This is a genomic window from Dactylosporangium fulvum (assembly GCF_025137375.1).
GTDB classification, from domain to species: domain Bacteria; phylum Actinomycetota; class Actinomycetes; order Mycobacteriales; family Micromonosporaceae; genus Dactylosporangium; species Dactylosporangium fulvum.
The window spans coordinates 4,144,791-4,160,458 of the sequence record NZ_CP073720.1 but is presented as its reverse complement, the minus strand read 5'-3'; the positions used below and the strand labels follow the sequence as shown (position 1 = coordinate 4,160,458).

The window sequence follows — 15,668 nt, the reverse complement described above, 5'->3', positions numbered from 1 at the left end:
GCCGACGTCATCCGGGAGGCCGGCCGGTCACCGGAGCGGTTCGCCGCGATCCTCCAGGCCCCGGAAGTCGGCGTCGCCGCCCCGCCACCCCGCAGCGGCGTGGACCAGCAGGACCGTGATGATGACGAACATGGTCGGCAGGGCTGGAAGGACCTGCTCCCACGCGAAGCGCGCGTTCCACGGGTCGAGCGGCCACAGCCACGACGGCAGCCACCCGCCCGCCTTCCCGGGTTCGGGCGGCTCCGGCGAGGCGACGGCCACGGTGTTCACCGCTACCGCTACCGCGACCGCGGTCGTGGTGACCTGCCCGCCGACCACAACCACGGCGGAGGACTCCACCCCGCGCGGCTCGACCGTTTGTGTGATCGTGACCTGCGGCTCGGGCGCGACCGCCCACGACCACAGCACCGGCACCGCCAGCAGCAGGAGCAGTCCGGCGCCGGCGAACGCCGGCCACCGGCGGGTCGTGACGGCGGCCGCGGCGAGCAGGACCACGCCGGCGACGAGCAGCACCGCCTCGACCATCATCCGCGAGTGGCCGCCCGGGTGGCCGAGCTCGTTCGGCCACCCGGCGCCGCCCATGCGGGCATCAACGGACAACGCCAGCAACGTGAGTGCCACGAGTCCACCCGACGCGAGCCGGCGCGACCGCGAACGGCCGGCCGACGCCACGAGCGCCAGCAGCGCCGCCATGGTCAGCGTCCCGCTCCACGGCACGGGCCGGTCGTCGAGCAGCCCGGCGACGTGGACCATCGCGGCGGCGATGACCACCCACCGCAGTACACCCCGGAATCGAGACCCCCCGATGCTTCTCACCAGTCCATGATGCAGGGTCGGGGTGGGCCGGTCGTCGGTGGCCGAACGGAAGGGCCCGTCCGGGTCGGTGGCGGCCGACCCGGACGGGCGTGCCGAGAGCGCTCTCACAGTGTTGTACGTCGATAATCGACGTCTGTCAAACAGTCGGCTACGGGAAGCTCACCACTTCGACCGGGACGGTCGCGGTGCCCTGCGCCGGGCCGCCGGTCGAGTTGATGACGTGCGCGATCGTCCCCTTGCCCCCGAGCGACACGGTGAGCAGGCTGTGGAAGCGCACGTTCGGGTTCACGGGCGTCTCGAAGCCGTGCTCGGCGACGATCGAGGGGTCGGCGGTGAAGTTGCAGTAACTCCCCATGCCCCACGCCTCGTGCGAGGTCACGGTGTTGCTGACCTTGTACGCCGCGTAGCCGCGGGCCCCGGTGCGCCAGGCCGACTGGCTCGGCGGGTCGTACGGCATCTCGTTCTGGAAGAAGATCGTCCGGCCACCCTGACCGTTCCAGATCACCTGGTCCTTCTGGTAGTGCTCGACGAACAGGCCGTAGGCGCTGATGTTCTGACCGTTGACGATCAGACCGGTGTCGGCCGTGTTGACGGTCCAGCCGACGCCGGCGCCGTGGTCGGCCCGCCACGCCCAGATGTGGTCGACGATCGTGTTGTCGCTGTTGACGACCAGGCTGTTGGTGGCCTTGCCGGGGCCGGCGCCGCCGATGCGGAAGAACGTGTCCTGCAGCGTCGTCGGGTTGGCGGCGTGGCTCGCCGTCGATCCCGCGGTGCCGACCGTGAGCAGCGTGTCGGAGTTGACCGTGCCGGCGTCGAAGAGCAGGCCGGCGACCTTCACGCCGTCGACGTCCGCGACGTGCATCGCGTCGACGCCGTTGTCCGGGATCAGCGTCGGGTAGCCGATGCCGAGGACCACGGTGTTCGGGTTGGTGACGTTGACGGTGCGGTCGAGGTGGTAGACGCCGGGCGTGAACAGCAGGTGCCGGCCGCACGCGAGCGCCGCGTTGATGAGTGACGCGGACGCGCCCGGCCGCACGATGTAGAAGCTCGTGATCGGGATGGACGTGCCCGGCGTCGGGCCGCCCTGCCACGTGGTGCCGGCCGCGTCGGTGCGCAGGTTCGGCACGAGCACGTTGTAGGTGTCGCCGTTGAGGTACAGGTACGGCTTCTCACGGATGACGGGGGTGGCGGGCAGTACCGTGTACGGCGGCTCCGGGAACGAGTTGGCCGGTGCGCCCTGCACGCCGGAGAACACCATGTTCCACACGCCGTTGACCCAGCCGCCGATCTGGCTGTCGCGGGTGTACCACTGCTGCTGCGAGTACGGGCCGACGCTGCCGTCGATCCTGCTGTCGGCGATGTAGCCGCCGCTCGCCCAGCCGTAGCCGTTGGGTGCCAGGTTGAGCTTGCCGCGGATGTGGACCCGCCGCATCGGGGCCGCCTGCGCGACCGCCCACCGGTTGCCGTTGTTCGCGTTGCTCGGCACGATCGCCAGATTCTCGATCGAGCGCCAGAAGTTCTGGGTCGCGTTGCCGCCGAACCAGCCGGCGTCGACGGTCACGTCACCGTTGATCGTCACGTCGTCGACCTGACGGCCGAGCCCGACGACCGAGGTGTAGAAGCCGGTGTTGACGTTGATGCCGCTGTACGTGCCGGGCTTGAACGCGAGCGCGTAGCGCTGCGCGCCGAACTGGTTGGCCTCCATCTCCGTGAAGACCTGGTTGACGCGGTTCTGGATCGTGGTCGCGGACATCGACGGGTCGAACACGATGACGTTCGGCCCCAGGTCCGCGTTCGGCGGCGTCGGCGCCGGACACTCGGGTGTGGTCGGCGTGCCGCTGTAGACGGCGATCTCCTTGATGGAGTAGCCGTACCGCGTGGCGCGCTGGGTGCCGTACATCCGGATGTACCGCCCGGTGCCGCTCGCGGTGATGGTCTGCGTGCCGCCGGTGTTCATGGTCGTCGAGTAGATCGGCGTCCAGCTCCCGGCGGCGCCGGTGGGCGACACCTCGAGCCGGAAGGCCCGGGCGTACGAGTTCTGCCACGTGATGACGACCTGGCAGACGTCGGTACTGGCACCGAGGTCGACCTGCAGCCATTGCGGGTCGCTGAAGGCGCTGGACCAGCGGGTGTTCACGTCGCCGTCGACCGCCTTGGCCGGGACCAGGCTGCCGTTCTCGTCGGACGACGAGGTGGCGGGCTTGTTCAGCGCGACGTTGGTGCTGCCGCAGGCGGCGAGCGCCGCCGACGGGGTCGTGCCGAGCACCGCGACGGTGCCGCCCAGCAGCATCGCCGCGGCGACCACCAGGCGAAGACTGCCGCGTGGTGTGCCGTGTATGGGCATGGGGACTCCTGTGGTGGGGCCGGGATCTGGCGGGATCGGTCGACCTTCACGCACCGCTAGCGGGTCTGCACAGGACGCTAGCGAACGCCCCGTTCCGGCAGCAATCGCTTGCCATCATTTGCCAGGAACGGGGATCGGGTGGGCCGTTCGCCCAGCCCCAGTTGCCCGTACAGCCGAATGTGACGCCCCGGTCGGCATGCCATGCGCACCGAGAGTAGCGTGCGATTGTTCGATGTCGCAGGGGGAGGACACGCCATGGCGGTTCACATCGATTTGCAAGCGTCCGCGGACGATCTCCGCCGTCATCTGTACGACGGCCACCTGCTCGTCATGACCCGGCTGCCGTCCGTCGCCCAGTTCGTCGAGCACGCCCGCGCCCAGCTGACCGAACTGTTCGCCCCGCACGACCCCCAGCACGCCCACGAGCACCTCGACCCGGCCGAGATGGCGAAGGTCCTCGGTGCGTGGAAGCCACGGTTCATCCACGACGAGCGGTCCAAGAAGCTGGTCCGTAACATCATCGAGGAGGCCGGCTTCGACGCCGAGCAGACCCACTTCGACGTGCCGAAGCCGCGCACCGCGTTCCCGGTCGGCCACCTGACCACCGGTGTCGCGTTCGCGTTTCCGTGGCACCGCGACGTGTGGTACTCGGCGCCCAACCAGCAGCTGAACTGGTGGCTGCCGGTGCTCCCGGTCCGCGAGGACAACGCGATGTCGTTCGACCTCGACCGGTTCAACCGCCCGGTGTCGAACAACTCCGCCGACTTCGACTACTACGCCAACAACGTGGGCCGGTTGACCACCGCGGCGTCGGTCAAGAAGGAAGCCCAGGTCCGCCCCGGCGCGATCGACCACAACCCGCCCAACGAGCTGGTGGTCCTGCCCTCCCCCGGCCAGGTGCTGCTGTTCTCCGGCGCGCACCTGCACCGCTCGATCCCGAACACGTCCGGGCTGGCCCGCTACAGCATCGACTTCCGCACGGTCCACGTGCCGGACGTCCTCGAGCAACGGGGCGCGCCGCTCGCCGACACGCACTCCACCGGCACGGCGATCCGCGATTTTGTCAACGTCGCCGACGAGCACCGCTTCGACGAGGAGACGGTGCGGCGGTTGTACGGCGAGCCGCCAGCCGACGCGATGCTCGTCTTCGAGTCCCCCAAGGGCTGAGGGTTCACGGCAGGGCCCGGTCGAGCCAGACCTGGTCGCGCAGTTCGATGCCGTCGACCATGATGCCCTCGGGGTAGCCGTTCGCCGGGATGAAGACGTCCCGCTCGATCGAGCGCATGCGGAAGCCCTGGCGCTGGTAGAACCGGAGGTTGCCGACGTCGGCGGCGCCGGTGGCGACGAGCACCGTCGTCGCGCCCTCGGCGGTGAGCAGCTCGACCGCGGCGGCGATCAGCCGCGCGCCGACCCCGTGCCCGCGGTGCTGCTCGACCACGGCCATGTTCTTGATCTCGTTGCCGACCAGCTGGAGATGCCCGACCAGCTCGTCGCCGTCCCGTGCGACAAGCACGACGCCGAGGTCGAGATAGCCGTCGAGCAGCGCCGCCGAGTCCTCGGCGAGCTCGAACAGCCACTGCACGGCCGCCCGCGGGCCGTCATACCGTTCCACATCCACAACGGGCGAGTCTGACAGACGCGGGCATTGTGGCGGCGCGTATTCTGGCCGACCGTCGGCGGCGCACCGGACACGGCTGCCGCGATGCTGTCCGTCATGCAACTGCCACCGGCCGCTGCCGATGCGCCGAGCCAGGAGGATGCTCACATCGAACGGCTTCTTGCCGACGCCCGGCACAGCGACGCCTCGGAGATCCTGGCCGGCTGGCTGTCGGCCGCGCCCGACCGCGCCTCCCTGATCAACCTCGCGGAGGTCGAACGGCTGCAGGGGCACGCCCACATCGCTCTGGAACTGCTGCGGATCGCCCAGGCCACGCTCGGCGGCACCGACGCGGAGGACGCGGCCGACATCGCCGACGCGTTCCTGATACTGCAGCGGCCGCACGAGGCACTGGCGGCGCTGCGGCAGCTGACCACGGACGTTCACGGCGATCCGCGGATACGTGACGCACTGGGACGGACGTACCTGGCACTGGGGATGCCCGCCGCCGCCTACAAGGCCTTCGGTGACAGCCGCACACTGTGGTCGCTCGCCCGCCGGGCCCGCCGCCACGCCTGGTGGCGAAGCGGCGGGCCACTGCGGAGGCCGGACCGTCCCGGCCCGCCGCCGCCTGCTCCGGAACAGCCGCCCGCGTTGGACTACGTCCTTCGCGAGGTCCAGGTGTTTGTCGTGTACGAGCGGACGGCGGCCGCGCTGGCGCCGGCGGTCGGCGAGCTGCGCGAGCAGGACCGGCCGCTCGACGCCGCGGAACTGTTGCTGACGGCGCTGGCGGACCAACCCGACAACCCGAAGCTGCTGGCCGGCCTGGCGGAGCTGCTGGACGTCCTGCACCATCCGGATGCGGCGATCGCGCTCCTGCGGGCCACGCCGGCGGCGGACGCCGGGCCGGAGACGTTCGGCTATCCGATCGAATTGTTGCTCCGGCTCCGCCGGTTCCGCGGCGCGCTCGCCCTCGTCGAGGACCTTCCCGCCGGCGTTCGCGAAGGCGTCGACGCCGCGTACTGGCGTGCCCGGACCTACCAGGACATGGGCCTGCCCACGCTGGCCCATGACGCGCTGCAGGCCGATCGGACGCCGAGGCCGTGGTGGCGAGACACGCGGCGTCGCTTGTGGTGGCGTACCGGAGGACCGTTGCCGCTCTGGCGTCTCCTGCGACGCCGCGTCGAGCGCCGGGTGCTGGCCGGCTGGCCGGACGACCCGCCCACGACCGAGCCTCCCGGCACACCCGGGCTCGCCGAGGTCCGGGCACTGCTGCAACGGGAGCGCCTCGACCGGACGGTGCTGTCCCGGGCCAACGAGCTGCTCGACGCGCAGGATGCCGAGGCGGCCGGCCGGCTGCTGGCGGACAGCATCGATCGCGACGGGCCGATCCCGGCCCGGCTGCGGCTGCTGGCATGGGCCGAGGAACTGCAAGGGCGCGACCTGGACGCGCTGCGGCGCCTGGAGCTGGCCCACGGGATCGACCCGGCGGATCCGCAGACGCTCCAGGAACTCCTGCGGTCGTTGCGGCTTCTCGGCTACCACCGCCGTGCGATCGACCTGTACCGTCTGCTGCCGGCGCCGGTGCGGCACAACCCGGACCTTCGCTCCGAGATGGCCGAGATCTACGCCGCGATGGGCCTGCCGACGCTCGCCCTCGACGCGTTCGGCGACCCGCGGCACCTGCCGTCGTGGGACCGGAAGCACCGCCGGCGCGTCTGGTGGCGGTCCGGCGGGCCGTTGCGCCTGTTCCTGCGCGATCCTCGAGGGTTCGAGGAGTTCGTGGTGCAGTCGTGGCGGGCCGCCACCGCACATCTGCGCGTCTTCGACCGGCTTCCCTGGCCGGCAGGTTTTGCCGCCGACGACATCCGGTGGCGGGTCGACCGCTTCGTGCAGCGGGTCACCGTGCTCGACCACCGGATGTGGGCCATCCGCTTCTGGGCGGTGCGGGGCACACGGGTCGTGTCCCTCGTGCTCGCCGGGGCCGCGCTGTTCTGGACCGCCGGAACGGCCATGACCGTCTCAGCGTGGTGGGCGGCCGCTGCGGCGGTCGCCGGCACCGCGGTCTCCTTTGCGTTGCTGCGCATCGTCTTCTTCGGTCTCGCCGCCGCCAGCGGCTGGTCCGCCATCCTGCTGCGCGGAGCACCGGCCGGGCTCGCGACCGTGGCCGTCGGCTACCTGCTCACCACCGCGCCGTGGCCGCCCGGTGGCGGCGCGGTCGTCCTCGGCACCGCCGTCATGCTCAGCGCGGCGCTGGCGCTGTGCCATTTCCTGACGATCGGCGTGGTGCAGTGGCGGCTCATCGTCAGCTACCGCAGGAACGTGCACGCGGCGCCCCGGGACGACATCCTCGACGCGCTGACAGGCATCCTGCACGAGGCCGCGCTGCCGGCTCGGCGCAACGACCTGGACTGGCGCGCGGCGTGGATATACAAGCTCGAACGGGCGGCACGGACGCTCGAACGACGCCTGCCCGTCACACTCGCGGCGGCGGACCCGGCAACGGCGAACTGGGTGGCGGAGCGGGCCGGCGGAGCGGCAGTGGCACTGCGGGCGCTCAAACGGCGGGTGGCGGCACCGGTGGACGGCAGCTGGGCGCAGTTCGACGCCGCGCTCGAGCGTGCGGTCGTCGCCGTGGCCACCGGCAATCTCGGCGATCTGAGCTGGAGAAAGCCGTCGGACACCGCCGGCCGCGCTCAGCCGCGGTGGAAGACCGCTCTGGGCGCGGCGAAGGTCCTGGCCGTCGCGGTCGCGCCGGTGCTGATCGTCATCGCGGCCCAACCGCTGCTGCAACTCGACACCGCCGCACTGCGCTGGGCGAAGGTCGCGGGTCTGGTCTGGGCGGTCCTGTACCTGCTGCTCGCGGTCGACCCGACACTGCGCGACAAGATCGACACCGCGCAGAGCCTCAACAGTCTGCTGACATCGGCCCGGCGCGACCCGGAGCGCGCGGACCGCCGGGACGTCTCCGACGGCGCGGGTGGCCGCGGCCCGTCAGGCCAGTAGAGCGCGGCGCATCGAGCCCCGGCCGCCGCGTCAGGCGGCCGGGGCAGGTCGGACCAGTCCGCGCCGGTGGGCACCGGGCCGCCACGGACGAGGACGTTGCGCGGCAGATCGATCCGGGTGCGTGCTACGCCTGGGCGGCCACCGCCTCCAGCAGGCGCGTCACGTCGTCGTCCGTCGTGTAGTGGTAGACGCTCGCCCGCACCGCGCCGCCCGAGTCGCGCAACCCCATCGTCTGGAAGTACTCGTACGCGTAGTAGTCGCCCGCGAACACGCAGATGCCCTTCTCGCCCAGGGCCGCCGAGGTCTCCGCCGGGTGCTGCCCGGCGACGCGGAACGACACCGTCGGGGCGCCGCCTTCCGGGGCGGGCAGGATCCGCACCCCCGGCGTCGAACGCAGGCCCTCCAGGAGGGTCTGGAAGAGCCGGGTGTCGTACCGGTGTGCCGCCGCCAGCGACGCCGTGACGCGCTCGCGGCGGGTGCCGGGCGCGGTGTCGTCGAGCGTCGCCAGGAACTCCACCGCCGCCGTCACGCCGGCGAGCTGCTCGAAGCTCGGGGTGCCGAGCTCGAACCGCTCCGGTGCCTCGTCCGGGGACGGCAGCAGCTTGTCCGTCGCCGTCCCGGCCCACAGCTGCGGCGCCGCCGCGCAGGCCGCGATGTGCGGACCCGACCACTTGTACGCGCTGGTGACGTAGAAGTCGGCGCCGAGCGCGGTGACGTCGGTGGGCAGGTGCGGAGTCGCGTGGACGCCGTCGACGTAGACCAGGGCGCCGGCCGCGTGGGCGGTCGCGGCCACGGCGGCGACGTCGGGGCGCGTGCCGATCGCGTTGCTGGCCGCGGTGACCGCCACGAGCCGGGTGCGGTCGTCGACCAGCTCGCCGTACTGCCCGATGGGCAGCGCACCGGTCTGCGGGTCGAACTCCGCCCAGCGCACCTGGACACCGTGCTGCCCGGCGAGCTGCACCCAGGGGCGCACGTTCGCGTCGTGGTCGAGGCGTGACACAACCACGTTGTCGCCCGGGCGCCAGGTGCGGGCGAGGCTGCGGGCCACCGTGTAGGTGAGCGCGGTGGCGCTGGGCCCGAACACCACCCCGTCGGGGTCGGCGCCGACGAGGTCCGCGACGGCGGCCCGCGCGTCGGCGAGGATCCGCAGGGCCCGCCGGCCGGGTGCGAAGGCGGTCGTGCGGTTGGCGACCGCGCCGCGCAGGACACTGGCGACGGCCCGGGCGACCGGCTCGGCGACCAGCGTGCCGGCCGCGCCGTCGAAGTGGACAAAACCCTCGTCGAGCGCAGGGTACTCGGCCCGCACCCGTTCTACGTCGAACGCCATACGGCGACGATAGTCGGCTCCGCGCCGAACACATTGACGCGCGCATGTGGATGGAGCCGCGTTCGTCAGGAAAGGGATTTCCTAAGGCGGACGAGCGGTGCGGCGCAGAACCCTGCCGGCCGCCGCCGTCGGCGCGCTGGGTGGCCTGGTGGCACCTGTCGCCGCCCGCGGCTGGAACCCCTGCGCCGCATGAGCCGTTACGGCGGTGCCGGAGCGGGTACGTCGAATTCTTGGTTACCGGCATGGACTACAGGAGGTTTGCCATGGCCGAGGACGACCCCATCATCTCCGGTGTCCCGGCGGCGGCGCGGACCGTCGACCAGGCCGGGCTGCACGAGGTGCGGACCGGGGCCGACCAGCCCTGGGATCCCGAGGACCTCGCCGTCGCCGAGGGACACGACCCGACGCCGAAACACGTCGAACGCAGCCGCCGGAAGCTGGAGGAGCTCGGTCCGGCGGCGATCGAGAAGACGGTTCCGTAGGTCACTGCCGGCTGTGCGCCGGCGCCAGGCAGAAGAGCGCCGGCCCCTGCACGACAAACGGCTGCCCCGCGTCGGGGCAGCGGTCCGCGGGTGTGAGACGCTCGGTGATCTGGAATGCGTTCCCGGCGTCGCAGTCGACCCGGGTCGCCCGGTCGGCGTCCTGCGCCACGCAGTCGCCGACCCGGAAGCCCTGCTCGGGCACGGCGTCGGTGACCTCGAGGGCGACGAACACTCCCCCGCCGGCCGCCAGCAGGCAGGCGGCGAGGGTCAGCCCCGCGGTCACCAGCCTGCGCCCGGTGCGCCGGTGCCGCCGGGGCGCCCCGGGGCCACCGGGCCGCGACCCGGCCTTCCGCCTGCTGGTCTTCGGCGGGGCGGAATGGTCCGCGAGGGTCACGCTGGGTGTGGGGAACAGCGGCGACGGTGACACCGCGACGGTGGACAGCGGCGGCGCTTCCCCGCGCGGCGCCTCGGCGTGACCGTGCGCGTCCTGGCGCTCCGTGCCGCCGGTTCGCGTGAGTTTCCGGCGTACGCGGGACAGCGCGCCGGCCTTCGGCCGCACCGCTGCCGGATGCGACGCCGGAGGGCGCAGCGGCACGGCGATGCCCGGCTCCGCTCCGGGCGGCACAGGAATCACCGCGGCGCCGCCTGCCACAGCAGGCTCGGGTGTCATCGGCACGAATCGCGGCTCGGGCTCCGGCCGTGGCACCTCGGCCGGCTCAGGCTCGGGCACGGTCGCCACCGGCTGCCGCGTGGTCACCACCCGCTCCGGCACGGCCGCCACCGGCTCCGGTGTCGTCTCCTGCGGCTCCGCCGCCTCGGCCGGCGCGGGTTCGGCCGCGGCGGCCGCGGGGCGGCGGGGCAGCGACGGATCGGCCAGCAGAGCGCCTTCGGCGACGACCGGGCCTTCGAGGCGGACCGGCGGCAGGCCCAGCAACGCCTCGACCAATTGCGCGACCAGCGGTGTCCGCGACACGCCGCCGGTCATGACCACACCCGTGACCGGGTGGCCGGCCTCCGCCGTCACCGCCGCCACGACCGCCGTCGCACGGTCGAGCAGCGGCCGGGCGATCCGCTCGAAATCCTGCCTGGACAGGGTCGTGCCCGACGGGTCCCATGGGACCGGGATCCGCGCCACCGCGGCCGTCGACAGTTCCTCGCGTGCCGCCCGTGCGGCGTCCAGCAGTGCCCGGTCCGGCATCCACCGCGCCACCGGCCGGTTCGCGGCCGCGGCGGCGAGGTGCCCGGCGATCGCCGTGTCGAGCGCCAGGCCGCCCGCGTCCGGCACCGACCGTGCGGCGGTGATGGTGAAGGACGGGCCCGTTCGCCGTACGACCGCCGCATCGAACGCACCGGCGCCCGCGTCGCACACGAGGACCGCGCCACCCTCCGGGACCGGCAGCAGGCCGGCCTCCTCCGCGAAGAGCGCCGCCGCCACCGGCTCGGGCACCAGCCGCGCACGGTGCAGCCCGACCTGGGCCGCGGCCCGTTCCAGCATCGTCTGCCGGGGACGTGCCCAGCCTGCCGGGCAGGCGATCGTGACCGTCGACATGGGCATCCCGGCGACCCGGTGGGCGTCGGCGGCGACGTGCGAGAGGGTGGCGGCGAACAGGTTGCGCACCGGGCACTCGACGCCGCCGAGCAGCACGGAGCCCTGTCCGACGGCGCGTTTCGGATACGGCTCGAACCGGTCCGGGTGCGTCAGTCCCGCCTCGATCGCGTCCCGCCCGACGGCGAGGTGCGGCGCGCTGTCCAGGCACACCGCGGAGGGCTCGAGCAGCAGCGGTGCGCGCCGTCCGTCGGGCCCGGCGAGGACCGCCGCCGTGCGCGACGTCCCCACGTCGATGCCAAGGTGGTATCCCCCCACGATGCTCACCTTAGTATGACAAATCCTCTGGAAATCCCGCAGAAGGGAAAGAAGCCGCGCCCGGTGGTCGCAGCGTTAGTCGCCGAACGTGGTCTGGATCAGGTCGTGGCCCAGGTCGAAGCGGATGCCGTCCGGGTTCGACAACCGGGTGTCGCTGTACCACGAGCTGTCGGCCTCCGGGTGCGGGCCGACCACGCCGACGCGGCCGGCGCCGTAGGACGTGACGAGCGCCGCCGGGGCGCCGGTGTCGTAGGTGGCGAGCACGGTGGCGGTGGTGCCGGGCTTGACCGAGAAGGCCGCGCCGTCCTGGAAGTACATGTGCCGCGGCTGCCCCCGCCACCGTACGGCCACCACCGTGTCGTCGGTGTCGCGGATCGTGGCGCCCTTCGAGTAGATGTACCCGTCGACGCCGATGCCGTTGAGCAGGCCGTAGCCGGGGTCGGCGCCGGCCAGGTAGGCGCCCAGGCAGAAGCCGAGATAGTTACCGCCGTCGTTGACGAACTTCCGGATGTCGTCGGCGTGGGACCGCACCCTGCGCCACGCCTTCCGCACGTCGCCGCCGCCCGGCTGGGCGTAGACGGCGGCCTTGGCAAGGGTGTCCGCGGAGATCTGCACGTCCTCGTCGGGGCCGCAGAACTGGGTGTCGAACCGGGCCGACGCGCCCCGCAGGAGTGCCGCCACCGCCTCGGAGCAGCCCGAGCACGCCGCCTGGCCGCGATAGACCAGCGCCAGCGGCCGGTCCTTCGACAGCATCATCGAGCCGGCCACGGCGACACCGGCGACGGTGGCCAGCAGGCCGATGCCGCCGACGCCGAGCAGGACCGCCCGGCGGTTCACCGATCTTCACCGCCGGGTTGGGCCGGCACGAATCGGGCGTCCAGCACGGTCCTCGACCACGCCAGCCGGTCGGCGCCGGGTATCTCGGCGAGGAGCACCTCGTACATCTTCTGCCACGCCCCCCTCGCCTGCCATCGTGCCAGCCTGCGGCGGCACGCGAAACCCGAGCCGAACCCGAGTTCCGCCGGCAGGTGCTCCCACGGCACCCGGGTGTGGAGCACGAACAGGACCGCGCACAGTGCCTGGCGGTCGTCGGGCCGCCGCAGGCCGGTGCGCCCGGCCGCGGGCAGCAGCGGTTTGATGCGCTGCCACAGCTCGTCGGAGACGATCCACGGCTCCGCCTCGTCGTACTGCGGGCGGTGCCGGCCGAACCGCCGCCAGCGACTCCGGTCGCGCCGCTCCCGCCGTGAACGGGTCGTCGCCGCCGGCCCGGAGTCCGCGTCCGCGCCCGGAGCGGAGTCCGGCGACGGTTCCGGCGTGGCGTCCGAGGGTGTGGACGGCGGGGACTCGTCCGGTGGCCACAGCTCCGCCCAGTTGGCCGCCCGCGCGGCGGCCCGGGCGTCCGAACGCGCCTCCCAGCGTGCCGCCGCGGCGACGGCCAGCAGGCGCGCGCGGGCGGCGAGCATGGTGACGATCGCCTCCAGCGGACCGCGACCGGCCGTGTACCGCACGGCGACGGCGAGCAGGACCACGGCGACGAGCTGCACGATGCAGCCGGTCGTCGCGTTGTACTCGTCGAAGTCGGAGTTGATGAACAACACGTGCGCGCTGTAGAAGGTCAGGGTCATGCCGCCGGCCGCGGACAGCGGCAGCAGGACGGCCACGGACAGCCACCGGGTGACCTTGTGCCGGGCCCGGCCGATGAGCAGCATCAGGCCCAGGACGGCCACGGCCGTCCCGGTGGTGCCCAGCAGGTCGAGCGGCGCGCTCGTGTGCGGGGTGTCGACCGCGAGCCACCACCAGGTCGACGTGGGCGTGTTGCCGTCGTCGCCGAGTTTGAGCAGCTCGGTGGTGTCCTCGACGGAGATCCCGCTGGCCGGCTGGGCGGCCCAGATCCGGTCCAGGCCGTGGTAGCGGTGCAGCAACAGCCACGAGGTGGTGTGCGCGGCGACGGCGAGGACCGTGCCGCCGGCGAGCAGCGAGATCACGACCCGCAGCCGGGTGAGGTTCAGCCGTCCGATCACGACGCCGGCCGACATGTACGCCAGCCACGCCGGCGTCGGATAGAAGCCGGTGAACGCCAGCTCGATGAGCGTGCCGATCGGGTCGCCGAAGACCCGGGCGAACGTCGGGTCGCCCAGAAGCGGATCCGGCAGGCGCGGCAGGAGGACATGGTCGCCGAACGGGCCGGCGGTCGCCAGCAGCACGCCGATCGTGGCGACGGCCCAGGTCGGCAGGAACACCAGCGGGATCGCGACCAGGAACACGACCGCGAGGTACGCCAGGATGACCGCGTTGAGCTCGGTGTCGAGCTGGCCGAGCACCAGCCCGACCGCCCCGATGGCCAGGGCGCGGACGGCGAGCAGGGCGATGGTGCCCGGCGCGTCGGCGCGGGTCACCCGGCGGCGACCGGTCGCGAGCGCGACGCCGACCCCGGCGAGCACCGCGAACGCCGCCGCGGCCCGGCCGCTGAAGACCGAAGCGGACCAGGTCGGGTTGCCGGCCGCGTCGGCCTCGTACAGCGAGTGCAGGGTGATCATGCCGAGCAGCGACGCGCCCCGGGCCGCGTCGACGCCCACCAGCCGCGGTTTGCGCCGCGGTGCGGCGGCCGGCTCGGTGGCCGCCTGCTCGGCCGTCCGCTCGATCGTCGGCGCGGTCATGGCCGCATCACCGTATCGACCAGGTCGAGGCCGAGGTCGACACCGAGCCGGTCGACGGTCAGCCCGGCGTCGGTGAACCAGTCGCCGGTCGCCTCCGGGTGCGGCCCGACGACACCGACGCAGCCCTGGCCGAAACGGGCGACGAGAGCCGCGGCGGTGCCGTTGGGATACGTGGCGACGACCGTCGCGGCGGCGGACGGGCGGACCCAGAAGTACGGGCCGTCCTGGAAGAACAGCATCCGGCTCCGGCCCCGCCAGGCGACCTCGACCAGGGTGTTGTCCTCGGACTCGACGGTGGCGTCGGACGAGGCGATGTACTGGTCGGTGTCGCCGGGCAGCAGGTCGAAGCCGGGCGTCGCCCCGGCGAGGTAACCGCCGAGGCAGAAGCCGAGGTACCGGCCGCCGCCGTGCACGTACTCGCGGATCGCGGACCGGTGCCGGCGCAGGTGCCGGTAGCCCTTCGCGAGCGTGCCGCCGCCGGGCTGCGCGTAGAGTGCCGCGCCGGCGAGGGTCTCCGCGGAGACCGGCCGGTCCTCGTCGGGGCCGACGTAGCGGATGTCGAAGCGCCACCGGCTCGCGCCGAGCAGCGCGGCGACCGCCTCCGGGCAGCCGGGCAAGGACGCCGGGCCACGGTAGACGAGGGCCACCGGCCGGGTGGTACGCACCCGGCCGGGCCACCACGACGACACGCGGCTCGCCACGGACGCGACGCGCCGCACGGCGATCATGCCGGCCTGCCCGCAGGCGGGTTGTCGAGCGTCAGCGCGGTGCAGCGGACCCCGCCGCCGCCCTTGGCGAGCTCGGTCGTGTCGAGCTCGACGACGTCGAGGCCACGGGCGCGCAGCTCGGCGGCGAGCCTGGGCGCGCCGCGGGTCATGGTGACCGTGGTGCCGTCGCTGACGAGGTTGAGCGCGAGGCGCGAGGCGTCCGCGGCGGGCACCTCGATGAGGTCGAGCCCGAGGCCCCGCATCCGGCGGCGGCTGGGCTCGTCGAGCGCTTCCGGGCAGTACGCGACGGTGTGCGGGTTGCCGATGACGGCCACCGCGAGGTCCAGGTCGTACCACTGTGGACCGACGGTGCGCAGCGGCACGATCTCGTAGTCCAGCTCGCGGGCGAGGACGGCGTGCATGCGCCGGTCGGTGCGCTGCCCGTAGCCGGCGAACAGCAGGTTGCCGCAGGCGAGTGCGTCGCCCTGGCCGCTGAACGGGTACGGCGCCTCGATGACCTCGTAGCCGTTGCCGACCAGCCACTCCTGGAAGTACGGCAGCTCCGCCTTGCGCTCCGGCGGAGGGAATCCCAGCACCGCCCGGTGGCCCCGGACGAGGGCCGCGTTGGCGGTGAAGACCATGTCGGGGCACTCGGGCGCGGAGGGCACGTACTCGACCTGCCGGCCGGCCGCCAGGTGCGCGGCCACGATCGCCGCGTGCTCGGCCGCCGCGGCGGCCGGGTCGGGCTGCACGCAGGTGTCCATGTATGGGTTGATCTCGTAGTCGATCCGGAAGTGGGCGGCGTCGCATACCAGCAGTCGGGTGTTCACGGGGTGTCGTACTCCTTGTTCAGCTGTCGGTTCTCGAG

12 protein-coding genes are annotated in these 15,668 nt (G+C 72.9%); 3 read left to right on the top strand and 9 right to left on the bottom strand.

Annotated elements, in window-relative coordinates:
• Positions 1 to 27: 27 nt before the first annotated feature.
• Both Dfulv_RS19675 and Dfulv_RS19670 read right to left on the bottom strand, forming a co-directional pair.
• Positions 28 to 816, bottom strand: coding sequence for a hypothetical protein (locus tag Dfulv_RS19675; protein ID WP_259865477.1), 789 nt, complete (start codon positions 814 to 816; stop codon positions 28 to 30).
• A 148-nt stretch (positions 817 to 964) separates the two neighbouring features.
• A complete protein-coding gene (locus Dfulv_RS19670; protein WP_259865476.1) occupies positions 965 to 3,160 on the bottom strand; it encodes a discoidin domain-containing protein in 2,196 nt (731 codons plus the stop codon).
• Positions 3,161 to 3,415: 255 nt separating this feature from the next.
• Here Dfulv_RS19670 and Dfulv_RS19665 point away from each other — a divergent pair, with 255 nt between their 5' ends.
• Positions 3,416 to 4,327, top strand: a complete 912-nt coding sequence (locus tag Dfulv_RS19665; protein WP_259865475.1) for a phytanoyl-CoA dioxygenase family protein — start codon at positions 3,416 to 3,418, stop codon at positions 4,325 to 4,327.
• Between the two features lie 4 nt (positions 4,328 to 4,331).
• Here Dfulv_RS19665 and Dfulv_RS19660 read toward each other — a convergent pair whose 3' ends face one another.
• On the bottom strand, positions 4,332 to 4,772 hold the full coding sequence (locus Dfulv_RS19660; RefSeq protein WP_259865474.1) for a GNAT family N-acetyltransferase: 441 nt from the start codon (positions 4,770 to 4,772) through the stop codon (positions 4,332 to 4,334).
• A gap of 102 nt (positions 4,773 to 4,874) precedes the next feature.
• Here Dfulv_RS19660 and Dfulv_RS19655 point away from each other — a divergent pair, with 102 nt between their 5' ends.
• A complete protein-coding gene (locus Dfulv_RS19655) occupies positions 4,875 to 7,763 on the top strand; it encodes a tetratricopeptide repeat protein (protein WP_259865471.1) in 2,889 nt (962 codons plus the stop codon).
• A 124-nt stretch (positions 7,764 to 7,887) separates the two neighbouring features.
• Here the strand turns inward: Dfulv_RS19655 and Dfulv_RS19650 are convergent, their stop codons facing one another.
• Positions 7,888 to 9,090, bottom strand: a complete 1,203-nt coding sequence (locus Dfulv_RS19650) for a cysteine desulfurase-like protein (protein WP_259865470.1) — start codon at positions 9,088 to 9,090, stop codon at positions 7,888 to 7,890.
• 263 nt (positions 9,091 to 9,353) lie between these two features.
• On the opposite strand from Dfulv_RS19650, the gene Dfulv_RS19645 reads away from it, so the two are divergent.
• A complete protein-coding gene (locus Dfulv_RS19645) occupies positions 9,354 to 9,572 on the top strand; it encodes a hypothetical protein (RefSeq protein WP_259869917.1) in 219 nt (72 codons plus the stop codon).
• A 1-nt stretch (position 9,573) separates the two neighbouring features.
• On the opposite strand, the gene Dfulv_RS19640 is transcribed toward Dfulv_RS19645, so the two are convergent.
• The 5 genes from Dfulv_RS19640 to Dfulv_RS19620 all read right to left on the bottom strand — a co-directional run bounded on the left by Dfulv_RS19640 (position 9,574) and on the right by Dfulv_RS19620 (position 15,630).
• Positions 9,574 to 11,436: an Hsp70 family protein gene (locus tag Dfulv_RS19640; RefSeq protein WP_259865469.1), complete on the bottom strand. Its 1,863-nt coding sequence runs from the start codon at positions 11,434 to 11,436 to the stop codon at positions 9,574 to 9,576.
• 75 nt (positions 11,437 to 11,511) lie between these two features.
• Positions 11,512 to 12,273 carry a BPL-N domain-containing protein gene (locus Dfulv_RS19635; RefSeq protein WP_259865468.1) on the bottom strand — a complete coding sequence of 254 codons (762 nt, stop codon included), beginning with the start codon at positions 12,271 to 12,273 and terminating at the stop codon, positions 11,512 to 11,514.
• Positions 12,270 to 14,093 (bottom strand): transposase, encoded by a 1,824-nt coding sequence (locus tag Dfulv_RS19630; protein WP_259865467.1) that lies wholly within the window; start codon positions 14,091 to 14,093, stop codon positions 12,270 to 12,272. The genes Dfulv_RS19635 and Dfulv_RS19630 overlap by 4 nt, the downstream gene beginning before the upstream one ends.
• Positions 14,090 to 14,821, bottom strand: coding sequence for a BPL-N domain-containing protein (locus tag Dfulv_RS19625; protein ID WP_259865466.1), 732 nt, complete (start codon positions 14,819 to 14,821; stop codon positions 14,090 to 14,092). The genes Dfulv_RS19630 and Dfulv_RS19625 overlap by 4 nt, the downstream gene beginning before the upstream one ends.
• Complete coding sequence (locus tag Dfulv_RS19620; RefSeq protein ID WP_259865465.1) at positions 14,818 to 15,630, bottom strand: dimethylarginine dimethylaminohydrolase family protein; 813 nt, start codon at positions 15,628 to 15,630, stop codon at positions 14,818 to 14,820. Before Dfulv_RS19620 ends, Dfulv_RS19625 begins: the two co-directional genes overlap by 4 nt.
• Positions 15,631 to 15,668: the final 38 nt, after the last annotated feature.